This window comes from Variovorax sp. AC194, from assembly GCF_979257995.1.
In genome coordinates, this window is sequence record NZ_OZ409823.1 from 261,879 (window position 1) to 284,124 (window position 22,246).

Sequence of the window (22,246 nt, forward strand, 5' to 3'; positions counted from 1 at the left end):
CGCGGCACTTCGTGTCCGCTTCGCCCACCCCCTCTACCGGGGGCAATACCTGAGGCCCGGCGAAGCCGGTTCCTCGGTATTCCCGAATGGGAAGGGGAGGAGCACAGGGACGGGACGTCAGCCTTTTTGAAGGCGTTCGATGGCGATGGCCAGGGCGGTGGGTTTGCCCGAGAGCACCAGCGTGTCGCCATCCGTCAGCACGGTCTCGCCGGTGGGCACGCGGGCCTGGCCGTCCTGGCGGCGCAGGGTGGCGACGCGCACGCCCAGGGTGTCCAGCGCCAGCTGCTCCAGGGTGTGGCCGATGGCGCGGGCGCCGGGGTTCAGGGTGAAGCTGTTGAGCCGCTCGTGGTCGATCTCGTCGGCGTTGTCGTCGTCGGCGCCGTGGAAGTAGCCGCGCAGCAGGTTGTAGCGCGCGTCACGCTGGTCCTGCACCACGCGGATCACGCGGCGCATCGGCACGCCGACCAGCGCCAGCGCATGGCTCGCGAGCATCAGCGAACCCTCGATGGCCTCGGGCACCACCTCGGTCGCGCCGGCGGCCTGCAGCTTCTCCAGGTCGTGGTCGTCCTGCGTGCGCACGATCACCGGCACATGGGCAGCGTGGGCGCGCGTGTTGGCCAGCACCTTCATCGCGCCGGGCACGTCCAGGTACGTGACGACGACGGCGCTGGCGCGCGCGAGGCCCGCGGCCATCAGCGCCTGCAGCCGGGCCGCGTCGCCGAACACCACCGAGTCGCCGGCGGCGGCGGCCTGGCGCACGCGGTCGGGGTCCAGGTCGAGCGCCATGTACGGAATGCCTTCGCGCTCCAGGATGCGCGCCAGGTTCTGCCCGCAGCGCCCGTAGCCGCAGATGATCACGTGCCTGGCGGTGTTGATGGTCTTGCGCGCGATGCTCGTCATTTGCAGCGACTGCTGCAGCCAGTCGCTGGCCACCAGCTTTCGCACGATGGCGTTGCTGTACATGATGATGAACGGCGTCGCGAGCATCGACAGCACCATCGAGGCCAGCACCGGGTTCGCGAGCCAGGGCGGCAGCAGGCTCCTGTCCTGCGCGAGCGTCAGCAGCACGAAGCCGAACTCGCCGGCCTGCGCAAGATAGAGGCCGGTGCGCAGCGACACGCCCGAGGTCGCGCCCAGCACCCGCGCGAGCACCGTCACCAGCGCCAGCTTGAAGAGCAGCGGCACCAGCAGCAGCACGGCCACCAGGAGCCACCGGTCGACCACGATGTGCCAGTCGAGCGACATGCCGACCGTGATGAAGAACAGGCCCAGCAGCACGTCGTGGAACGGGCGGATGTCGGTTTCGACCTGGTGCTTGTATTCGGTCTCCGACACCAGCATGCCGGCGATGAAGGCGCCCAGCGCGAGGCTCAGGCCCGCCAGCTCGGTGAGCCACGCGAGCCCCAGCGTGATCAGCAACACGTTCAGGATGAAGAGCTCCTCACTGCGCCGCCGCGCAACGATGGTGAGCCACCAGCGCATCACGCGCGGGCCGCCGTAGAGCAGCAGGCCGATGAGAACGGTCGCCTTCACCAGCGCGAGGCCCAGCGCCTTGGCCAGCGCCTCGGGCGGCGCGCCGAGCGCGGGAATCAGCACCAGCAGCGGCACCACCGCCAAGTCCTGGAACAGCAGCACGCCCATCACGCGCTTGCCGTGCTCGCTCTCCAACTCGAGCCGCTCGGACATCAGCTTGACCACGATGGCGGTGCTGCTCATGGTGAGCGCGCCCGAGAGCGCGAGCGCCGTCTGCCAGCCCAGGCGCCAGGCCGGCGGCAGCTGCGTGGCGATGACCAGGGCGCCGGCCGTGGCGATGGCCATCGTGAGCAGCACCTGCAGGAGGCCGAGGCCGAACACGTGCTTGCGCATCGCCCGCAGCTTGGGCAGGCTGAACTCGAGCCCGATCACGAACATGAGGAACACCACGCCGAATTCGCCCAGGTGCCGGATGCCCTCGGAGTTCTGCGCAAGCGCGAACGCATGCGGCCCGATCAGGACCCCCGCCGAGAGATACCCCAGCATCGGCGGCAGCTTGAGCGACCGGCAGACCACCACGCCGATCACTGCGGCCAGCAAATACAACAGCGTGAGATCGAACGAAGACATGGTGCGGATGCTAGAGCAATGTCCGTGCCCCGGGCTTCCCCGGGGCAAGCCGCCAATCGACTCTGAGCGGCCCGTAAAATCGGCCGATGAGTTCCCGCCCCGCCCCGGCCCCCGTGGTCGACCCCGACGCCATCCTCGCTCGGGCACGCCTCACGTTCGACATCGAAGCCGAGGCCGTTCTCGGCCTGAAGGACCGTGTCGGTCCCAGCTTCGTGGACGCCGTGCGCAAGATCCTGGAGGTGCGCGGCCGCGTGGTCGTGATGGGCATGGGCAAGAGCGGCCACGTCGGCCGCAAGATCGCCGCCACCCTCGCCTCCACCGGCACGCCCGCGATGTTCGTGCACCCGGCCGAGGCCAGCCACGGCGACCTGGGGATGATCAAGGCGGTCGACCTGGTGCTGGCCATCTCCAACAGCGGCGAGGTCCAGGAACTCACGGTGATCCTGCCCGTGGTCAAGCGCCAGGGCGTGCCGCTGATTGCCATGACCGGCCGCGCCGACTCGACGCTTGGGCGCCATGCCGACATCGTGCTCGATGCCGGTGTGTCCAAGGAAGCCTGCCCCCTCAACCTCGCCCCCACCGCGAGCACCACCGCCCAGATGGCGATGGGCGATGCGCTGGCCGTGGCGCTGCTGGATGCGCGCGGCTTCGGCTCCGAGGATTTCGCGCGCTCGCACCCCGGCGGCGCGCTGGGTCGCAAGCTGCTGACCCATGTGAGCGACGTGATGCGCTCGGACGCCGAGGTGCCGCGCGTCGCGCCCACCGCATCGCTGAGCGAGCTGATGCGCGAGATGAGCTCCAAGGGGCTCGGCGCCACCGCCGTGGTCGACGCCGAGGGTCGCGCGATCGGAATCTTCACCGACGGCGACCTGCGCCGGAAGGTCGAGACCGGCGCCGACCTGCGCGCCTTGACGGCCGCCGACGTCATGCATCCGGGCCCCCGCACGCTGCGCGCCGACGCGCTGGCCGTCGAGGCGGCCGAGCTGATGGAAAACCACCGCATCACCAGCGTGCTGGTGGTCGACGCGGCGGGCCTCCTGATCGGCGCGCTGAGCATCAACGACCTGATGCGCGCGAAAGTCATCTGATGCCGCTCGCGTTCCAGGCCGAAACATTGCTCGCCGCGCAGGATGTCCGCATCGTCTTCTTCGACATCGACGGCGTGCTGACCGACGGCGGCGTCTACTTCACCGAACACGGCGAAACGCTCAAGCGCTTCAGCATCCTCGATGGCTATGGCCTGAAGCTGCTGCGGCTGGCGGGCATCGTGCCGGCCGTGATCACGGGGCGCGATTCCAAGCCGCTGCGCGTGCGGCTCGAGGCGCTGGGCATCGAGCACGTGCGCTATGGCACCGAAGACAAATTGCCCGCGGCCGAGACCATGCTCGAGCAACTGGGCTTCACCTGGGCGCAGGCCGCGGCCATCGGCGACGACTGGCCCGACCTGCCGGTGCTCACGCGCGTGGGCTTTGCGGCGGCGCCGGCCAATGCGCATGTCGAAGTGCGCGGCGTTGCGCGCTACGTCACCCAGGCGCGCGGCGGCGAAGGCGCGGCGCGCGAATTCTGCGACCTGCTGCTCACGGCTTGCGGCCAGTACCGGCACCTGCTCGACGCCGCGCGAGGCCCGAACCCATGACCAACCTGAAAAGCGCATGGGGCCTGGTGCGCGACGTGCTCGACCGCGCGACGATCTACCTGCCGATCATCCTGACGGCGGCCGTGGCGCTGGGCACCTACTGGCTCGTGCGCAACGCGCCCAAGCTGCTGGAGCCCACCGCCAAGGTGGCGCCCACGCACGAGCCCGACTACTTCATGCGCGACTTCGTGATCAAGAACTTCCTGCCCAACGGCGACCTGCGCAGCGAACTGCACGGCAAGGAAGGCCGGCACTATCCGGACACCGACACGGTCGAGGTCGACGACGTGCGCATGCGCTCGGTCTCGCCGCAGGGCTACACCACGCACGCGACGGCCAACCGGGGACTCTCGAATTCGGACGGCAGCGAGATCCAGCTGTTCGGCAATGCGATCGTCATCCGCGACCCGTCGGTGGGCGCCAACGGCAAGCCCACGCCGCGGCTCGAATTCCGCGGCGATTTCCTGCACGCCTTTCTCGACACCGAGCGGGTGACGTCGAACAAGCCGGTCACGCTGATCCGCGGCGTCGACCAGTTCACCGCCGACAACCTCGACTACGACAACCTGAGCGGCGTGGCCAACCTGACCGGCCGGGTGCGCGGGCTGCTGGTGCCCTCGGCCGCCACGGCCGCGGGCGCTGGCAAGAAGCCGCGCTGAAGAAGACACCCATCCACGCATGACCACCACCTCCCCGCTCGTCTTCATCACCGGCGCATCGAGCGGCATCGGCCAGGCGCTGGCCTCGCGTTTTTATGACGCGGGCTATCGGCTGGCGCTGGTGGCACGGCGCACGGGCGAGATCGAATCGTGGGCGAGCGCCCGCCAACTGGACGCAAGCCGCTACCAGATCTACAGCGCGGACGTGTCGCAGACCGACAGCATCGTGGCGGCCGGCGCCGCCTGCATCGACCACCAGGGGCTGCCCGACGTGGTGATCGCCAACGCCGGCATCAGCGTCGGCGTCGATACCGTGGAGCGCGGGGATATCGACGTGATGACACGCACCTTCGCGACCAACAACGTGGGGCTGATGGCCACCTTTCATCCGTTCGTGGCGGCGATGCGGCAGCGCGGCAGCGGGCGGCTGGTCGGCATCGCGAGCGTCGCGGCCATTCGCGGGCTGCCGGGGCACGGCGCCTATTGCGCGAGCAAGGCGGGCGTGGTCGCGTACTGCGAAAGCCTGCGCGGCGAGCTGCACAAGAGCGGCGTCAAGGTCGTCACGCTGTGCCCGGGCTACATCGACACGCCGCTCACGCATGGCAACCGCTACGGCATGCCCTTTCTCATGAAGGCCGAGGACTTCGCCGACCAGGCGCTGCGCGCCATCGAGGCCGGCACCAGCTACCGCGTGATTCCATGGCAGATGGGCGTGATCGCCAAGATCATGCGCATGCTGCCGAATGCCGCGCTCGACCGCGTCGTACAGGGCCGAGGACGCAAGAAGCGCAGCGGCGAAAGCTGAGCAAGTCCGGCGATTCACCCAATGAAAAAGGCTCCCGAGGGAGCCTTTTGTCTTTGTGTGTGCAGGGATCAGTAGCCGCTGTTGCCACCGCCGCCGTAGCCGCCGCCACCACCGCCGGAGCGGCCACCGCCGCCACCGCCACGGGGGCCTGCGCCGTAGGGGCTGCGGAAACCGCCATCGCCACCACCGCCGCCGCCGCCACTGCGGCCACCGCCGCCGCCGTAGCCGCCACCACCGCCGGAGCGGCCACCGCCACCACCGCTGCGATCGCCGCCGCCACCACCGTAGCCGCCACCACCACCGCCGCCGTAGCCACCGCCACCACCGCCGCCATAACCACCACCACCGCCGCCGTAGCCGCCACCACCGCTGCGCGGGGGACGAGCTTCCATGGGACGTGCTTCGTTGACGACGACGCTGCGGCCGCCCAGGGGCTGGCCGTTCATGCCGCTGATGGCAGCTTGCGCTTCGGCGTCACTGCCCATCTCGACGAAGCCGAAGCCCTTCGAGCGACCGGTGTCGCGTTCCATCATGACCTTGGCGCTGGTCACTGCGCCGAATTGTCCGAATGCCTGTTCGAGATCACCGTCGCGCACCGAGTAAGGCAGGTTGCCGACGTACAGTTTGTTGCCCATCAAGGGACTCCTATAAACACATCAAGAAAAGCGATGGAGTCCCGAAAGCATCACTCAAACGAGAGCCGTCGAGTCGCGCGAAACTGACCGATCACCGAACTACCCCCCGACCAAAAATGAAGAGGGAGGCTCGTGCATTATGGGTGAAATATGCAAAAAGCAAGCGGGAAATTGCTTCTTGGAGTAGCACTTGTCAAAACCCAGGAAAGCTAGCGCACGCTTACCGGGACGGAATGAGGCGGTTGGCGTTACAGGTAGAATCCGCCCCGTCATTGGGGAGTAGCCGCCTTCCGTTTTTCGAGAAGGGCCCGCGTCAACAGACTTGTCCTGCCCCACACAGGACATGGCGCGTGCAGTGAACACACCTGGCGAGACCTTTGACCGTGCAACTTCGGGAATATGGCCGAAGGTGTTGCACGGTCAATTGCGTCCTTCGGCCCAAGGAACCCACGTTCATCATGGAAGCTTTTCTCGTAGCAACGGGCGTCGTCGCGCTCGCGGAAATGGGCGACAAGACCCAGCTCCTGGCCCTTCTCCTGGCCGCGCGTTTCAGGAAACCCTGGCCCATCGTCCTGGGCATCTTCGCCGCCACCATCGTCAACCACGCGCTGGCGGGCGCCGTCGGCAACTACATCACGCGCTGGCTCGGCCCCGAGGTGCTGCGCTGGATCCTTGGCGGCTCCTTCATCGCGATGGCCGTCTGGATGCTGATACCGGACAAGCTCGACGACGACGACGCCCCCGGCGCCTCGCACTTCGGCGTCTTCGGCACCACGCTTGTCGCATTCTTCCTGGCCGAGATGGGCGACAAGACCCAGATCGCCACCGTCATGCTCGCCGCCCGCTTCACGCAGGACTACTTCTGGGTCGTCGCCGGCACCACGCTCGGGATGATGCTGGCCAATGCGCCGGTGGTGTGGCTGGGCGAGAAGATCGTGCGGCGCGTGCCGATCAAGCTCGTGCACGGCATCTCGGCGGCGATCTTCCTGGTGCTGGGCATCGTGATGATCGTCGGTTGGTAATTCGACGGGGCGATATACTGCCCGTTGCGCCGATTTGCTACAGCTTGCGGGCGCTTTATAAATTCAGCTAAAGACGGCACCGGAACCCGGCTCGTTTTTGGCGAGGCCGGGTTTTTTCATTCATGTCGTCACCTCCTTTGGTCGTCAGTCCGCAGTCGATGCAGTTCGCAGGCCCGCTGGCCCTGCGCAGCGGCGCATCGATCAGCGACTACACGCTCGCCTACGAAACCTACGGCACCCTCAACGCCGACCGCAGCAACGCGGTGCTGGTCTGCCATGCGCTGAACGCCTCGCACCACGTGGCGGGCGTCTACGAAGGCCAGGCGCGCTCCGAGGGCTGGTGGGACAACATGGTCGGCCCGGGCAAGCCGGTCGACACCGACCGCTTCTTCGTGATCGGCGTCAACAACCTCGGCTCCTGCTTCGGCTCGACCGGTCCGATGCACGTCAATGCCGCCACCGGCCGCGTCTACGGCGCCGACTTCCCGGTGGTCACCGTCGAAGACTGGGTCGATGCGCAGGCCGTGCTGCTCGATGCCCTGGGCATCCGGACGCTCGCCGCCGTGATGGGCGGCAGCCTCGGCGGCATGCAGGCGCTCTCGTGGACGCTGCAGTACCCCGACCGCGTGCGCCACGCCGTGGTCGTGGCCAGCGCGCCCAACCTCACGGCCGAGAACATCGCCTTCAACGAAGTGGCGCGCCGCGCCATCGTGACCGACCCCGATTTCCATGGCGGCCATTTCTACGAACACGGCGTGATCCCCAAGCGGGGCCTGCGCATCGCGCGGATGATCGGCCACATCACGTACCTGAGCGACGACGTGATGAACGAGAAGTTCGGGCGCATCCTGCGCAGCGCCGTCGAGGGCGAGGCCGCAGGCCTGGACTACCGCTACTCCACGCAGGACGTCGAGTTCCAGATCGAAAGCTACCTGCGCTACCAAGGCGACAAGTTCAGCGAGTACTTCGACGCCAACACCTACCTCCTGATCACCCGCGCGCTCGACTACTTCGACCCCGCGCGCAGCCACGGCGGCCAGCTCAGCACCGCGCTCGCGAAAGCGACCGCCAAGTTCCTGCTCGTGAGCTTCAAGACCGACTGGCGCTTCTCGCCCGCGCGCAGTCGCGAGCTGGTGAAGGCGCTCCTGGACAACCGCCGCAACGTGAGCTACGCCGAGATCGACGCGCCGCACGGCCACGACGCTTTCCTGCTGGACGACGTGCGCTACATCGGCGTGGTGCGCTCCTACTTCGAACGCGTCGCCAAGGAAATCCAATGAGCGACCTCGACAACCAGAAACTGATCGCCGCGCTGGTGCCCGAAGGCGCGCGCGTGCTCGACCTGGGCTGCGGCGACGGCGCCCTGCTCGACCTCTTGCAGCGCGAGCGCGGCTGCACCGGCTACGGCGTGGAAATCGCCGACGGCAACGTGCTGCAGTGCATCCGCCGCGGCGTCGACGTGATCCAGCTGAACCTGGACGAAGGCCTCGCGATGTTCGACGACGCCTCGTTCGACGTGGTGCTGCAGATCGACACGCTGCAGCACCTGCGCAATGCCGAGGTGATGCTGCGCGAGACCGCGCGCGTGGGCCGCATCGGCATCGTCGCGTTCCCCAATTTCGCACACTGGCCCAACCGCCTGAGCATCGCGCGCGGCCGCATGCCGGTGACGCGCCGGCTGCCCTACCAGTGGTACGACACGCCCAACATCCGCGTGGGCACCTTCAAGGACTTCGAGGTGCTGGCCGGCAAGAACAACCTGCGCGTGCTCGATGCCTTCGGCCTGCAAAACGGGCGCGACGTGCGCTGGCTGCCCAACGCGCGCGCCAGCACCGCGGTCTTCAAATTCGAGCGCGGCGGCTGAACACCGCGCCGCAGCGCACCGGATGAGCTTCACGCTGGCCCAGCCGGTTCACAGCGAACTGGTCATCAAGAAGAGCCGGTTCATCGGCCGGGTGCAGCCGGTGGCAGACCGTGCCGCGGCGCTGGCCGTTGTCGCATCGCTGCGCGCGGAGCATCCCGCGGCCGCGCACGTGTGCTGGGCGCTGATGGCCGGCGGGCAGTCGGCCGCCAACGACGACGGCGAGCCCGGCGGCACGGCCGGGCGGCCCATGCTGGAAGTGCTGCGCCATCAACAGATCGAAGGCTCGCTCGCCACCGTGGTGCGCTATTTCGGCGGCGTGAAGCTCGGTGCCGGCGGCCTCGTGCGCGCCTACACCGACGCCATCGCGCAGGCCCTGCTCGGCGCCGCGCTCGTGCCGCTGGTGCGCCAGCGGAGCCTGCGCTGCGCCGTGCCCTATGCGCTCGAAGGATTGGTGCGGCGAGAGCTGGCCGCCGTCGGCGCGGTGCTCGACAGCGTGCAGCACGCCGACGACGTGCTCTTCGCCTTCACGCTTGCCGAGCCCGAGGCGAATGCCTTCATCGCGCGCCTCGACGATGCTGCGCAAGGGCGCGTCGTCTGGCAGCCGGCGTGAGTCGCCGCGGCGGTGCGGCAGGCGGCGTCATCGCGAGGATGCCGCGCCCGGCCAGCGGCATGGCTTCGTCGTCGGGTCCGCGCCGCGCCATCTCGGCGGTCACGATGCCGGTGGGCACCGCCAGCACGCCCCAGCCGAGCAGCATCATCACCGAGGCGATCGCGCGGCCCAGGTCGGTCTTGGGCACGAGGTCGCCGAAGCCCACCGTGGCCATCGTCGAGATGGCCCAGTAGATCGCCACCGGAATGCTCGTGAAGCCGTGCACCGGCCCCTCGACCACGTACATCAGCGTGCCCATCACCAGCACCACCAGCATCACGAAGCCCACGAACACGGTGATCTTGCGCCGGCTCGCTGCTACGGCCGAGACCAGCGCGCGGTACTCCACCGAGTAGCGCGAAAGCTTGAAGATGCGGAACACGCGCAGGAGCCGCAGGATGCGCACGTCGATCAGGTAGGCCAGCTCGGGCGCGAAGGCCACGAGAAAAGTCGGCAGCAGCGCGAGCAGGTCGATCACGCCATAGAAGCTCAGCGCGTAGCGCAGCGGCTTGTTCACGCAGCTCAGCCGCGCGATGTATTCCAGCGTGAAGAGAATGGTGAACACCCATTCGAGCGCGCTGAACAGCGGCCGCCAGTGCTCCCGAATCGACTGCACGCTGTCCAGGATCACCACCAGCACGCTGGTCACGATCACTGCGATCAGCGCCAGGTCGAACATCAGGCCCGCGCGCGTGTCGGCCTCGAAGATCACCGTGAACAGTGTGCGCCGCCAGCCGTGCGCCGGCTTGTCGAATCGCGCGTCGGTGGCGGAGGACATGGCGCGCGAGGCGTGTGCAGGATGTGCGGAGGACAGGGGCTCGGCGTTCGGACGGGTCATGGTGCACATTGTCATGTCCGCGGTCGATTTATTCAGTTACGCTTCTTGCGCAATGAAGTGCCGCGGTCCGTGAGTGCGTTCTTACGATAGTCCCTTTCTTGAGGAGCTCCCCATTGGCTACACAGTCCCCCTTCTTCGGCAAGCGCGATCGTGACACCGACTCGTTGACATCCCGCCCCGCACCGCTGGTCGGTTCGGGCACCAATCTGTCGGGCACGCCCGTCAATCCCTCTTCGTTGACCGCGCAGCAAGGCGGCCTCAATGCCGCCGCAGCGGCAGCACCCGTCGCCAAGGAAGGCGGCAGCAAACTCACCGTCGGCCCCAACATCAAGCTGAAGGGCGTCGAGATCACCGATTGCGACACGCTCGTGGTCGAAGGCCTGGTCGAAGCGACCATGGACTCGCGCCTGATGCAGATCGCCGAACAGGGCGAGTTCAAGGGCTCGGCCGAAATAGACATCGCCGAAATCCGCGGCATCTTCGACGGCAACCTCACGGTGCGCGAGAAGCTCGTGATCCATTCGACCGGCAAGGTCACCGGCAAGATCCGCTACGGCAAGATCGTGATCGAAGAAGGCGGCCAGCTGTCCGGCGAAATCAGCTTCGGCGCCAAGCCGTCGCTCCAGGCTGCGGCCTAAGCCCCCTCGGGGGGCTCCCACCCCAGGCGCTCCAACAAGGCACCGGCCGCGGCCGGTGCTCTTTCTTTGGCGCCATTGATGAAGTAGACGAACACGTCACGCTTCTTTGGTGACTCGGTCCAACCCTGCGCGCGCTCGGCCCAGGTATCGAGCGCCTTCGGTCCATACCCCGTCTTGAGCTTCGCGTCGGCCATCATGAGCCGCGCATAGGCCACGTCGCCCTCGGGCTCCTCGAACGACGGAAACTTGTCCGCGTCGGTGAACACGGTCGAGACCTTGTGCTTCTTCGCGAGTGCCTTGTATGCGGGCGTGATGAAGCTCTCGTGCCGCACGTCCATCACGTGCCGCAGCACGCGGCTGCCCTCCTTCTTCGGCAGCAATTCCAGGAACGCCTCGAAGTCCTCCGCATCGAACTGCTTGGTCGGCATGAACTGCCACACGATCGGCCCGAGCTTGTCGCCCAGCTCGCTCACGCCGCTGTCGATGAAGCGCTGGATCGATTCGCCCGCGGTCGCCAGCACCTTGCGGTTGGTGGTGAAGCGCGAGGCCTTCATCGAGAACATGAAGTCTTCCGGCGTGTCGTCGTGCCACTTGCGGAAGGTCTCGGGCTTGAAGGTGCTGTAGTAGGTGCCGTTGATCTCAATGGCGCTCACGTGGCGGCTCGCGTAGTTCAGCTCCTTGGCCTGCACGAGCCCCTTGGGGTAGAAGTTGTCGCGCCAGGGCTCGTAGGTCCAGCCTCCAATACCAACCTTGATGCCTGCCTTGATCCGAGTCGATGTTGCCTTGCTCACATTGCGCTCCGGGTTGAGATCGCCCGCACTCTACGCGCGCTCGCCGCGAGGCGCAAAATGCGATTTTTTCGTCCCACGCGGAGAACCCACCGATGAACGCCCCCCTGCACCGCGAAATGCCTGCCGGCACGCTCGACGCGACGCGCGCCCTCTCCGATGTCACCGCCCAGTGGGACGGCGACATCGTCAGGCAACTGACCGACTACATCGCCATCCCGGCCAAGTCGCCCGGCTTCGACAAGGACTGGTCGGCCCACGGCTACCTGGAGACCGTGCTGCGCAACGCCGCCGCCTGGGTCGAGGCCCAGAAGGTCGAAGGCCTGAAGCTGGAGATCGTGCGCCTCGATGGCCGCACGCCGGTGCTGTTCTTCGAAGTGCCGGCCACCGGCACCGACATGGGCGAGACCGTGCTGATGTACGGCCACCTGGACAAGCAACCCGAATTCACCGGCTGGCGCAACGACCTCGGCCCCTGGACGCCCAAGTACGAGAACGGCCTGCTCTACGGCCGCGGCGGCGCCGACGACGGCTACGCGGTGTACGCGAGCGTCGCCGCGCTGCAGGCGCTCAAGGCGCAGGGCGTGGCGCATCCGCGCATCGTCGGCCTGATCGAGACCTGCGAGGAAAGCGGCTCCTACGACCTCTTGCCCTACGTCGACGCGCTGCGCCCGCGCCTGGGCAATGTCGAACTCGTGATCTGCCTGGATTCCGGCGCCGGCAATTACGACCAGCTGTGGCTCACCACGTCGCTGCGCGGCATGGCCAGCGGCACGCTCAAGGTCGAGGTGCTGACCGAAGGCATTCACTCCGGTGACGCCTCCGGCCTCGTGCCCTCGAGCTTTCGCATCATGCGGCAGGTGCTCGACCGCCTGGAAGACAGCGCCACCGGGCGCCTGCTGCCTGCGAGCTTCCACTGCGAAGTGCCGGCCGACCGCCTCGCGCAAGCCAAGGCGACCGCCGCGATCCTCGGCGAAGAGGTCTACAAGCGCTTTCCGTGGGCGCACTATGACTGCGGCGGCTCGACGATGTTCGCGCTGCCCACCACCACCGACCCGGTGGAGGCGCTGCTCAACCGCACCTGGAAGCCCACGCTGTCGGTCACCGGCGCCGAAGGCTTTCCGGCGCTGAAGGACGCGGGCAACGTGCTGCGCCCCTACACCGCCTTCAAGCTCTCGCTGCGCCTGCCGCCGCTGGTCGATGCGGCCGAGTCGGTGCAGCACCTCAAGAAGCTGCTGGAAGACAACGCGCCCTACCAGGCGCGCGTCACCTTCGAGAGCAACGGCGGCGCGACCGGCTGGAACGCACCGACGATCACGCCGTGGTTCGAGGACGCGCTCAACAAGGCCTCGCAGGCGCACTTCGGCGCGTCCTGCGGCTACATCGGCCAGGGCGGCACGATCCCGCTGATGAACATGTTGAGCGCCGGCTTCCCCAAGGCGCAGATGATGGTCTGCGGCGTGCTCGGCCCGAAGAGCAATGCGCACGGACCCAACGAGTTCCTGCACGTGCCGTATGCCAAGAAGCTGACGGCTGCCGTGGCCGAGGTGATCGCTGCCCTGCCGGTCGCGCACCGCGCTGCCGCCGCGGAGCCGGCGGCTGCTTGAGCGAGGCGCCGGGCCGCCCCAGGCAAGCTCGCTCCCGCTTGGCGGGAAGGCGCGCAGCGCCAAGGGTGCACCAATGAGCGACGCGCTGCCGCTGCCGCAGCGCGTGCCGCTGTCCACCCCGGATGGCCAGACGCTCGCCCTGCGCCGGCTGCCCGTTGCCGCGACGCCCCGTGCCGTGGTGGTCGTGGTGCACGGGTTGGGTGAGCATTCGGGGCGCTATCACGGCCTGGCGAAGCGGCTGCACGAATGGGACTTCGCTGTCTGGGCGCACGACCACTACGGGCACGGCGAATCGACCGGTGCGCGGGGCGGCCTGCCGAGCGAACTGCGATTGGTCGACGACCTCGCGCTGGTGATCGACGACGCGCGCCGCGAAAACCCCGGCGTGCCGCTCGTGCTGCTGGGGCACAGCCTCGGCGGGCTGGTCGCGGCCAGCCTGGTGGCGCGCGGCGTGCGGCCGGTCGATGGCCTGGTGCTCTCGTCGCCGGGGCTCGACCCGGGCCTGAGCGGGTTCCAGAAGGCGCTGCTCGCGGTGCTCCCGCGCATCGCGCCGAACCTGCGCGTGGGCAACGGGCTGGACGACAACTTTCTCTCGCACGACCGCGCCGTCGTGCAAGCCTACCGCGACGATCCCCTCACGCACGACCGCATCGGCAGCCGGCTCGCGCGCTTCCTCGCCTACGAAGGCGCCACGGTGCAGCAGGCGGCAGCGCGTTGGCCGGTGCCCACGCTGCTGATCTACGCGGGCGACGACCGGCTCGTGAAGCCCGCCGCGAGCCGCGCATTCGCAGCGGCGGCCGCGCCCAGCGGCATGGTCCAGGCGCAGTGCTTCGAGACCCTGTACCACGAGATCTTCAACGAGCTGGACGCCGAGCCCGTGTTCGCCGCGCTGCAGCGCTGGCTCGACCAGCGGTTCCCGTCGAACTGATCGCGCCGCGTCAGACCGCGGCCGAGCGCCGCCGCGTCCGCGCGAGCCACAGCAGTGCCGCGCCGGTCAGCACCACCGGCACCAGCGAACCGTAGTTCAGCAGCTGCCAGCCTTGCGTCATGACCAGCACGCCCGAGGCGAACGAGGTCAGCGCCAGCGTTGCGAACACGCAGAAATTGAGCGCGCCCTGGGCCCTGTCGCGCTCCTCGGCCGTGTAGGCCGTGAGCGAGAGCGTCGTGCTGCCGGTGAAGAGGAAATTCCAGCCCACGCCCAGCAGGCACAACGCTACGAGGAAGTGCTGCAGTTCCACCCCCGACAGCGCGACGGCGATGCAGCCCAGGTTGAGCGCGAGCCCCACACCCATCACGGGGAGCGCGCCGAAGCGGCGGATCAGGTGGCCGGTGAAGAAGCCCGGCGCGAACATGCCGATCACATGCCATTCGAGCACCAGCGCGGCGTCGGAAAACGGCAGGCTGCAGATCTGCATGGCGATCGGCGTCGCGGCCATCAGCAGGTTCATCACGCCGAAGCCCAGCGCACCCGCGGCGGCGGCGACGATGAACACGGGCTGCCGCACGATTTCGGAGAGCGGCCGTCCGCCCAGGGCCTGCTGCCGGGTCAGGGGCGCGGGGAAGTCGATGAAGCGCATCACCGCCATCGAGAGCAGCGCCACCGCGGCCAGCGCGATGTAGGCGCCCGCGAACGGCACGGCGAAGAGTTCGCGCGTCGCGGACGCGAGGTTGGGACCGGCCACCGCGCCGATCAGGCCGCCGGCCATCACCAGCGACACCGCCTTCTCGCGCCATTCCGGCGCAGCGAGCTCGGCAGCGGCAAAGCGGTAGAGATTGGCGTTGGCGTTGTAGTAGCCGGCCACGACCGTCGCGAAGCACAGCAGCCAGAAGTTCCTGGAGATCGCCGCATAGGCGCACAGCAGTGCCGAGCCCAGCGCCACCGCCAGTCCGATCTGGAACGACCCGCGGCGCCCGAACCGTTGCTGCGTGCGCGCCACCAGCCCGGTGGTCAGCGCGCCGCCCACCACATAGCCCATCACCGGCAGCGTCGCCATCCAGCCGCGCGGCGCGATGGCCAGGCCCACCAGCCCGTTGATGGCGATGAAGGTGACGTTGTTGGTCAGGAAGAGGCCCTGACAGATGGCCAGGAGCCAGAGGTTGCGGTTCATGGCAAGGGTTCTACGGGATTCGTTGTCCAGGCGCCAGCCGAGAATCGGCCATGAGCCGGCCAAAAAAAGCGCCCTCGCGGGCGCCGGAATTCTGGTGAGGCAGGCCTCGTTCAGGACTGCTTGCCTTGCAGCAAGCCGCTGAGCGAACCCAGCAGGTCGTCATGGTTGCCAAGGCCCTGGTCGGGCACCTTGCCATGCGGCGTGAGCTGGTCGATGAGGGCCGGCAGCATGGTGGCGAGCATGGGCAGCAGCGTTTGCGCATTGATGCCGAGCTTGGCTGCAATGTTCGCGATGGTGTCGCCACCGAGCGCGTTTTGCAGCTGGTCGCCCGACACCGGCTGGTTGTCCCCCTTGCCGATCCACGAGCCGATGACATCGCCCATGCCGGCCTGTTCGAACTTGGAGACCAGGCCACCCAGGCCGCCTTGACCGCCGTTGTTGGCGAGCAGGCCACCCAGCGCGCCGGCCAGGCCGCCGAGATCTCCCAATCCCCCGATGCCTCCGCCTTGCGGTTGCTGCTGCTGGCCAGCGCCTCCGAGCACTTGACCGAGCACCGAATCGAGCAATCCCATGGTCATTTCCTTGGTGTGTGACAGAACCGTCGCATTTTCCGTGTGACGGACCGCAAGCTGTAAGTGGAGCGCCCACTTTCGAACTTGCAACGTGACAAATTACTTGGTACGTGCCGGGCGTTTGGGCAGCAATGCGGGGGTGACCCCCTGCACGCCGACGAGCCCGAGCACGGTCACGAGCGAATTCTGCGCGCCTTTCCATGCATCTGTCACGTCGATCGACTCACTCAACGCATGGGAACCGGAGGACTTGCCGCCGCCCCCGATGATGATGGCCGGGATGCCCAGCGAGATCGGCACGTTGGCATCGGTGCTGCCGCCGCGCAGCAGCGTCTTGTGCCCGAAGGCGGTGTTCGAACGCGTGGCCGCTTCGACGATCACCGAGTCCGTCGGGGTGCGTCCGCCCGGACGGTCGCCGATGAGCTTGTGGCTCGCGCTCAGCGTGGTCACGTTCCAGCGCTTGTTCTCTTCCACCACCGCTTCGTCGATGGCCGCGAGGATCTTCTTCTCGGTCTCCAGCAGCGAGGCCATGTCGTCCGAGCGGATGTCGATGGCCATGCGCGCATCCGGCGCGATGGTGTTGACCGACGTGCCGCCGCCCACGGTGCCGACGGTGAAGGTGGTCTTGGGAAAGCTCGGCGTGCGCACCTCGGCGATCTTGGCGATCGCGCGGCCCATGCCGTGGATCGCGCTGGGCACCTGGCCGAACGCGCCGAAGCTGTGGCCGCCCGGGCCCTTGAAGTTGACCTCGTAGCGATGGCTCGCGGTGCCCAGCACCAGCACGTGGCCGTCGGGCGATGGCTCCAGCCCGACCATGCCGTCGATGTCCAGGTGGTCGCGAAAGATCGCCTTGATGCCGCGCAGGTTGCCCAGCTCTTCTTCCCCGACGTTGGCGACGATCAAGAGGTCGCCCGCCGTCTGTACCTTGTTGTCGTTGAGCACCTTGAGCCACGACAGCAGCACCGTGAGGCCGCGCGTGTCGTCCGCGATGCCGGGCGCATGGAGCCGGCCGTCGCGCTCTTTCACCTTCACGTCGGTGCCGGCGGGGAACACCGTATCGAGGTGCGCGGAGATCAGCAGCTTCGGGCCGTTGCCCACGCCTTTGCGCAGGCCCACGACGTTGCCTTCGGCGTCGATCTTCGCGTCGGTGAGGCCCAGCGCCTTCATGCGCGCGAGGAAGGCCTCGGCGCGCTTCTGTTCCTTGAAGGGCGGCGCCTCGATTTCCGTCAGCGTCTTCAGTTCCTCGACCGCGCGCTCGTGGTCGGCCTTGACCGCCTCCAGCAGCTTCTGGATCGCGGGCGAGGCCATCAGCTGGGTGTAGGTCCTGTCGACTTCAGGGCTGACCTGCGCCGGCGTGGGCGCGACGGCGTTGCTCTGGGCGTGGACGCTGTTCGCGGCACACAGCGCGGCGAGAAAGAGAGGGGCAAAAGGCGCGAGACGGAGCGAACGGGACATGGGCGGAGGGTCCTTCTTGGTCGTGATGAACGGTGAGGTACCCATTCTTCCGCAGCCCGTCCGCGCGCGCGTCGCGGAAAACACCCCCTAGGCGCCGCCGAGCAACACCAGGGCCGCGAGCGCGGCGGTTTCGGCGCGCAGCACGCGCGCGCCGAGCGTGACCGGCGCAAAGCCGCGTGCGATCGCTTCCTGCTCCTCGGCGGCGCTGAGGCCGCCTTCGGGGCCGCTCAGCACGCGCACGTCGCGGTGGTCGGGGGCGTGCGCCGCAACGGCCGCGGCGATGTCCTGCGTGCCCTCGGCCAGGCTCAGCACGAAATGCGCTGCGGCGCCTGCTTCGCCCTGCGCATCGATCCATCCCGAATTTCCCGAGAACGACCGCACCGGGTGAATCACAGGCACGCGATTGCGGCCGCACTGCTCGCACGCCGCGATGGCGATGGCCTCCCAGTGCGCCCGCTTCTTCTCGGCGCGCTCGCCCGAAAGACGCAGCACGCCGTGCGCCGTGGCCAGCGGCTGGATGCTCGCGACGCCCAGCTCCGTGGCCTTCTCGACCAGCCAGTCCATGCGCTCGTTGGCCGGCATGCCGACGGCCAGGTGCACCGCGCGCGCCGCCTCGCGCTCGATGGGGTGGTGGGCGCCGACCGTCACCGAAACGTCGCTGCGGCCCATGCGCTCGATCGTGGCCTCGTACTCGCCGCCCGCGCCATCGAACAGGGTCAGCGCATCGCCGGGCTGCATCCGCAGCACCTGCACGTGGCGCGCGGCACCGGGCGGCAGCGCGAAAGCGGCGCCGGCGCTCAGCGGCACGGAGCAATGGAAACGGGGCATGCTATGAAATGTGGAGCAAGGAATGCAGCCGTGGCGTGGGCATCCCGGGCGGTTTTCTATAAATTCGCTTCAGACCCGGCCGTAGGCAAAGCCGGTGAGCGCCGAGGTGCCCTCGACCTCGTCGATCACCCGCACGAGCGGCGTGAGCTCCATGTAGCGGCCGGCGGTGGCGCGGATGTAGGCGATGAAGCGCGGCGTGTCGGCCAGGTACCGGGGCTTGCCGTCGCGCAGCGTGAGGCGCGCGAAGATGCCGGCGACCTTCAGGTGGCGCTGCAGGCCCATCCATTCGACGGCGCGATAGAAAGCGCCGAAATCCTCGTCCACCGGCAGCCCCGCCTTGCGCGCCGCCTGCCAATAGCGCACGGTGACGTCGAGCACGAACTCCTCGTCCCAGCTGAGGAAGGCGTCGCGCATCAGGCTGGCGATGTCGTAGGTGATGGGGCCGTAGACGGCGTCCTGGAAGTCGAGCACGCCGAGGGCGGTGCCGTTGCCGATCATCAAATTGCGCGGCATGAAGTCGCGGTGCACGTAGACGCTGGGCGACGCCAGGTTGCTCTCCACGATCAGCTTGAAGCTGCGCTCCAGGCGCTCCTTCAGCTTTCCTTCGATGGCCACGCCGCGGTGGCGGCCGATGTACCACTCGGGAAAGAGCGCCAGTTCACGCTCCAGCAGCGCCCGGTCGTAGGGCGGCAGCACACCGGGCTTGGAGGCCAGCTGCCAGCGGATGAGCGCATCGATGGCCTGGTCGTAGAGCGGGCGGCTGGCGTCCGGCTGGGCCGGGTCGATCACCTCGAGCATGGTCTGGCGGCCCAGGTCGTCCAGCAGCAGGAAGCCGTTCGGGCGGTCCCATTCGAGCACCTGCGGCGCCGTGACGCCGGCCTCGGCCATGAGCCCGGCCACCTGCACGAAGGGATCGCTGTTCTCCTTGTCGGGCGGGGCGTCCATCACGATGCGCGTCGGCGTGCCGGGGATGCGCGTGTCGACGCGGAAATAGCGGCGAAAGCTCGCATCGGCCGAGGCCAGGCGCACGGTGTCGGGCAGAAGATGCTGTGCGACGGCAATGCCCGACAGCCAGCCCCGGAACACTTCGGCGCGCTGCGGATCTGTCCAGAGAAGGGCCTCGGCGGGGCGTGGGGCCAATGAGGCCGGGGGCGGGGGTGCTGTCATGGATAATCGATTCTACAAATCCGCCTGGCGCGGCAACCCCCTCCGGTCGGCCACCGATCGAACAGAGGTTGCTGCCGGCCCCTGCAACCCGCCGGCCTGCCGCGCCGTCTCCCCGACGATCTTTCGTTCCGAACCGATGCCTACGACCCAAAGCCCCCACGCTTGGCACCTTGTGCGCTCGCTGCTCTCCTCGGGGGGGCCGCGGGCCTTCCTCGGAACGGCCTGGCGGGAGGCTTGATGAGCCGACGTGTTGCCCTGCGACGCGCCAGCCCGCCGCTGAAGCTGGCCATGCTGTCGCTGGCGCTCCTGCAGGCGCATGGCGCCTTCGCGCAGCCCGCCGGCGGCCTGGACGGCCCGCTGACGCTCAAGCGCACCCCGCTGCTCACCGAAGTCATTCCGCCCACCGAGCGCGGCCAGCTGCCCAGCCTGGTCACCGGCGACCGGATGTCCGGCCGCCCCGACCTGGAGACCGTGGTCGAAGGCAATGCGACGCTGCGTCGCGGCCCGGTCGCCATCACCGCCGACCGGCTGGAGTACTACCAGCCCGACGACCGCGCCAAGGCCAAGGGCAACGTGCGCGTCAACCAGGGCGGCAACGTGTACGAAGGCCCCGAGCTCGAACTCAAGCTGGAGACCTTCGAGGGCTTCTTCAACAACGTGCGCTACCGGTTCCTGGCGAACGGCGGCCACGGCGATGCGGAGCGCATCGATTTCGTCGACGCCAACGTGTCGATCGCCCGGCGCGCCACCTACACCACCTGCCGCCGCGAAGACTTTCCGGGCTGGATGCCGGCGTGGCTCCTGACCGCGGCCACCATCACCACCGACACCGAAGAGAACGAGGGCGTGGCCACCAACGCGCGCCTGAGCTTCATGGGCATCAGCACGCCGCCGATCCCGAGCGTGAGCTTTCCGCTGTCGAACGCGCGCAAGAGCGGCCTCTTGCCGCCCACCATCGGCGTGGACAACACCAACGGCATCGAGATCTCGCAGCCGTACTACTGGAACATCGCGCCCAACCGCGACGCCACGATCACGCCGACGATCATGAGCAAGCGCGGCCTGAACCTGGGCACCGAGTTCCGGTACCTGGAGAAGGACTACAGCGGCAGCATCCGGCTGGACCTGATGGGGGCCGATCGCCTGGTGGGCCAGCGCTACAACGAGCTGCGCGCCTCGCAGCTGCAGCAGCTGGCCAATGGAGAAATCCAGGCCAAGGACCTGACCGCGCCGCCCGGCAGCACCAAGCGCTGGGGCATCTGGGCGAACCACCACCAGGACTTCGACGCCAAGGCGCTCGGCCTGGATTCGCTGTCGGCCAACATCAACATCAACCGGGTCAGCGACAACGACTACTGGCGCGACTTCACGCGCACGCCGACGCTGGCGCAGCGCCAGCTGCCCAACGAGGCCTCGCTCAACTGGAGCAAGGACGACTGGAGCGGCGCGGTCCGCGCGCTGCGCTACCAGACGCTGCAGTACAACCTGTCGCCCATCGTGCCGTCGTACGACCGCATGCCGCAGATCACGGCCAACTACAACAAGTACGACTGGCACGGCTTCGACGTCTCGCTGAACCTGGACTACACGCGTTTCCGGGTCAACACGATCCTGAGCGGCCAGCCCGGTTTCGATCTCACGCAGCAGTCGCAGCCCGACGGGGACCGCGCGTTCGCGCTGGCCACGATCAGCCGGCCGTTCATCACGCCCAGCTCCTTCGTCATTCCGAAGCTGCAGCTCAATGCGACGTCGTACAGCTTCTACCGGCCGCAATCGGACATTCCGAAGCTCACGATCAACGGGGTGCAGTACGTCAACGGCGTGCCGTACAACCCGAATTCGCTGTACTTCTTCCCGACCTCGGCCAACCGCACGGTGCCGACCTTCAGCCTGGACAGCGGCCTGATCTTCGAGCGCGACGCCAGCTATTTCGGCCGTGCCTTCCGCCAGACGCTGGAGCCGCGCGCGTACTACGTCTACACGCCGTACCGCAACCAGAGCATGCTGCCGAACTACGACTCGGCGGCCAACGACTTCAGCTTTGCGACCATCTACACCGAGAACGCGTTCTCGGGCAACGACCGCATCTCGGACACCAACGCGCTCACGCTGGGCGTGAGTTCGCGCCTGATCGACCCGGACACCGGCGTCGAGGCGGCGCGCATCGGCATCGCGCAGCGGTTGCGCTTTGCCGACCAGAAGGTCGTGCTCCCCGGCGGCCTGCCGGTGACCGACCGCGCGAGCGATTTCCTCGTGGGCGGCCAGATCAACTGGACGCCCAAGTGGAGCACCGACGCGCTCGTGCAGTACAACCCCGACACGCGCCGCTCGACCCGTGCGGCGCTCAGCGCGCGCTACAACCCCGAGCCGTACCACAACCTGAGCGTGGCGTTCCGCTACCAGGCGCCGAGCGCGGCGTACCAGGCGGCGCTGCTGGCCAACCCGAACACCACCGCGGTGAACGATGGCAACAAGTCGATCGACGTGGGCTGGCAGTGGCCGCTGAACGACCTGTGGGGCGACAAGGGCAAGAACCTGGGCCCGGGCAAGGGCCAGGGCGGCGGCCGCTGGTATGCGGTGGGTCGTCTCAACTACGACCTGCAGGACAAGAAACTCACGGACGGCGTGCTCGGCTTCGAGTACGACGGCTGCTGCTGGATCGGGCGCGTGGTGCTGCAGCGCATCACCACCGGCCAGGTGACGGCCAACACCCGCATCATGTTCCAGCTCGAATTTGTCGGCTTCTCCAGCATCGGCTCCAGCCCGATGCAGGCGCTGCGGCAGAACATCCAGCGCTACGAACCCCTGCGCCAACCTGGCGAGGCGCCGAGCCGCTTCACCAACTACGACTGAGACGACTGACTGAGCAACG

At 68.0% G+C, this 22,246-nt stretch carries 21 protein-coding genes and 1 riboswitch; of the genes, 12 read left to right on the top strand and 9 right to left on the bottom strand.

Translation table 11 applies throughout. From position 1 onward, the window contains the following. Nucleotides 1-117 precede the first annotated feature (117 nt). Entirely contained in the window at nt 118-2,103 is a 1,986-nt protein-coding gene (locus tag ACZYRS_RS01265; protein WP_463417829.1) for a monovalent cation:proton antiporter-2 (CPA2) family protein, read from the bottom strand. An 86-nt stretch (nt 2,104-2,189) separates the two neighbouring features. On the opposite strand from ACZYRS_RS01265, the gene ACZYRS_RS01270 reads away from it, so the two are divergent. Genes ACZYRS_RS01270 through ACZYRS_RS01285 form a run of 4 tightly spaced genes read left to right on the top strand, consistent with a single transcriptional unit; the run spans nt 2,190 to nt 5,203 of the window. Next, nucleotides 2,190-3,191, top strand: a complete 1,002-nt coding sequence (locus ACZYRS_RS01270) for a KpsF/GutQ family sugar-phosphate isomerase (RefSeq protein ID WP_463417830.1) — start codon at nt 2,190-2,192, stop codon at nt 3,189-3,191. After that, nucleotides 3,191-3,739 (top strand): KdsC family phosphatase, encoded by a 549-nt coding sequence (locus ACZYRS_RS01275; RefSeq protein WP_198785452.1) that lies wholly within the window; start codon nt 3,191-3,193, stop codon nt 3,737-3,739. Before ACZYRS_RS01270 ends, ACZYRS_RS01275 begins: the two co-directional genes overlap by 1 nt. After that, nucleotides 3,736-4,398, top strand: a complete 663-nt coding sequence (gene lptC, locus ACZYRS_RS01280) for an LPS export ABC transporter periplasmic protein LptC (RefSeq protein WP_198785451.1) — start codon at nt 3,736-3,738, stop codon at nt 4,396-4,398. The genes ACZYRS_RS01275 and lptC overlap by 4 nt, the downstream gene beginning before the upstream one ends. Before the next feature lie 19 nt (nt 4,399-4,417). Next, complete coding sequence (locus ACZYRS_RS01285) at nt 4,418-5,203, top strand: SDR family oxidoreductase (RefSeq protein ID WP_463417831.1); 786 nt, start codon at nt 4,418-4,420, stop codon at nt 5,201-5,203. Between the two features lie 68 nt (nt 5,204-5,271). On the opposite strand, the gene ACZYRS_RS01290 is transcribed toward ACZYRS_RS01285, so the two are convergent. Then, on the bottom strand, nt 5,272-5,838 hold the full coding sequence (locus ACZYRS_RS01290; RefSeq protein ID WP_463417832.1) for an RNA recognition motif domain-containing protein: 567 nt from the start codon (nt 5,836-5,838) through the stop codon (nt 5,272-5,274). Between the two features lie 262 nt (nt 5,839-6,100). After that, nucleotides 6,101-6,281: riboswitch (yybP-ykoY riboswitch) on the top strand. A 15-nt stretch (nt 6,282-6,296) separates the two neighbouring features. Between ACZYRS_RS01290 and ACZYRS_RS01295 the strand changes: the two genes are divergently transcribed. The 4 genes from ACZYRS_RS01295 (at nt 6,297) to ACZYRS_RS01310 (ending at nt 9,334) form a co-directional block, all read left to right on the top strand. Further along, nucleotides 6,297-6,860: a TMEM165/GDT1 family protein gene (locus tag ACZYRS_RS01295; RefSeq protein ID WP_198785448.1), complete on the top strand. Its 564-nt coding sequence runs from the start codon at nt 6,297-6,299 to the stop codon at nt 6,858-6,860. 122 nt (nt 6,861-6,982) lie between these two features. Beyond that, nucleotides 6,983-8,140, top strand: coding sequence for a homoserine O-succinyltransferase MetX (gene metX / locus ACZYRS_RS01300; protein WP_463417833.1), 1,158 nt, complete (start codon nt 6,983-6,985; stop codon nt 8,138-8,140). Then, complete coding sequence (metW, locus tag ACZYRS_RS01305) at nt 8,137-8,724, top strand: methionine biosynthesis protein MetW (RefSeq protein ID WP_198785446.1); 588 nt, start codon at nt 8,137-8,139, stop codon at nt 8,722-8,724. The genes metX and metW overlap by 4 nt, the downstream gene beginning before the upstream one ends. A gap of 22 nt (nt 8,725-8,746) precedes the next feature. Continuing rightward, complete coding sequence (locus ACZYRS_RS01310; protein WP_463417834.1) at nt 8,747-9,334, top strand: IMPACT family protein; 588 nt, start codon at nt 8,747-8,749, stop codon at nt 9,332-9,334. On the opposite strand, the gene ACZYRS_RS01315 is transcribed toward ACZYRS_RS01310, so the two are convergent. Further along, nucleotides 9,279-10,151 carry an ion transporter gene (locus ACZYRS_RS01315; RefSeq protein ID WP_463417835.1) on the bottom strand — a complete coding sequence of 291 codons (873 nt, stop codon included), beginning with the start codon at nt 10,149-10,151 and terminating at the stop codon, nt 9,279-9,281. The two genes, ACZYRS_RS01310 and ACZYRS_RS01315, sit on opposite strands and share 56 nt — an antisense overlap. Nucleotides 10,152-10,324: 173 nt before the next feature. Here ACZYRS_RS01315 and ACZYRS_RS01320 point away from each other — a divergent pair, with 173 nt between their 5' ends. Further along, the gene (locus tag ACZYRS_RS01320; protein ID WP_198785443.1) at nt 10,325-10,849 is read left to right on the top strand and encodes a bactofilin family protein; all 525 of its coding nucleotides are present in this window, start codon (nt 10,325-10,327) and stop codon (nt 10,847-10,849) included. Here the strand turns inward: ACZYRS_RS01320 and ACZYRS_RS01325 are convergent. Further along, complete coding sequence (locus ACZYRS_RS01325) at nt 10,846-11,640, bottom strand: DUF72 domain-containing protein (protein ID WP_463417836.1); 795 nt, start codon at nt 11,638-11,640, stop codon at nt 10,846-10,848. The genes ACZYRS_RS01320 and ACZYRS_RS01325 overlap by 4 nt on opposite strands. 92 nt (nt 11,641-11,732) lie before the next feature. Here ACZYRS_RS01325 and ACZYRS_RS01330 point away from each other — a divergent pair, with 92 nt between their 5' ends. Together ACZYRS_RS01330 and ACZYRS_RS01335 are read left to right on the top strand one after the other, a co-directional pair. Further along, nucleotides 11,733-13,244, top strand: a complete 1,512-nt coding sequence (locus ACZYRS_RS01330) for a M20 family metallopeptidase (protein ID WP_463417837.1) — start codon at nt 11,733-11,735, stop codon at nt 13,242-13,244. A 73-nt stretch (nt 13,245-13,317) separates the two neighbouring features. Further along, complete coding sequence (locus ACZYRS_RS01335; protein WP_463417838.1) at nt 13,318-14,172, top strand: alpha/beta hydrolase; 855 nt, start codon at nt 13,318-13,320, stop codon at nt 14,170-14,172. Between the two features lie 10 nt (nt 14,173-14,182). Here the strand turns inward: ACZYRS_RS01335 and ACZYRS_RS01340 are convergent, their stop codons facing one another. The 5 genes from ACZYRS_RS01340 to ACZYRS_RS01360 all read right to left on the bottom strand — a co-directional run bounded on the left by ACZYRS_RS01340 (nt 14,183) and on the right by ACZYRS_RS01360 (nt 19,374). Beyond that, nucleotides 14,183-15,352, bottom strand: coding sequence for an MFS transporter (locus tag ACZYRS_RS01340; protein WP_198785439.1), 1,170 nt, complete (start codon nt 15,350-15,352; stop codon nt 14,183-14,185). A gap of 110 nt (nt 15,353-15,462) precedes the next feature. Next, nucleotides 15,463-15,924, bottom strand: a complete 462-nt coding sequence (locus ACZYRS_RS01345; RefSeq protein ID WP_198785438.1) for a YidB family protein — start codon at nt 15,922-15,924, stop codon at nt 15,463-15,465. 99 nt (nt 15,925-16,023) lie between these two features. After that, on the bottom strand, nt 16,024-17,379 hold the full coding sequence (locus ACZYRS_RS01350) for a M20/M25/M40 family metallo-hydrolase (protein WP_463417839.1): 1,356 nt from the start codon (nt 17,377-17,379) through the stop codon (nt 16,024-16,026). An 87-nt stretch (nt 17,380-17,466) separates the two neighbouring features. Beyond that, nucleotides 17,467-18,207 (bottom strand): 16S rRNA (uracil(1498)-N(3))-methyltransferase, encoded by a 741-nt coding sequence (locus ACZYRS_RS01355; RefSeq protein WP_463417840.1) that lies wholly within the window; start codon nt 18,205-18,207, stop codon nt 17,467-17,469. 69 nt (nt 18,208-18,276) lie between these two features. Beyond that, the gene (locus ACZYRS_RS01360; RefSeq protein WP_463417841.1) at nt 18,277-19,374 is read right to left on the bottom strand and encodes an aminoglycoside phosphotransferase family protein; all 1,098 of its coding nucleotides are present in this window, start codon (nt 19,372-19,374) and stop codon (nt 18,277-18,279) included. Nucleotides 19,375-19,611: 237 nt separating this feature from the next. Here ACZYRS_RS01360 and ACZYRS_RS01365 point away from each other — a divergent pair, with 237 nt between their 5' ends. Further along, the gene (locus ACZYRS_RS01365; RefSeq protein WP_463417842.1) at nt 19,612-22,227 is read left to right on the top strand and encodes an LPS-assembly protein LptD; all 2,616 of its coding nucleotides are present in this window, start codon (nt 19,612-19,614) and stop codon (nt 22,225-22,227) included. The last annotated feature ends 19 nt before the right edge of the window (nt 22,228-22,246 follow it).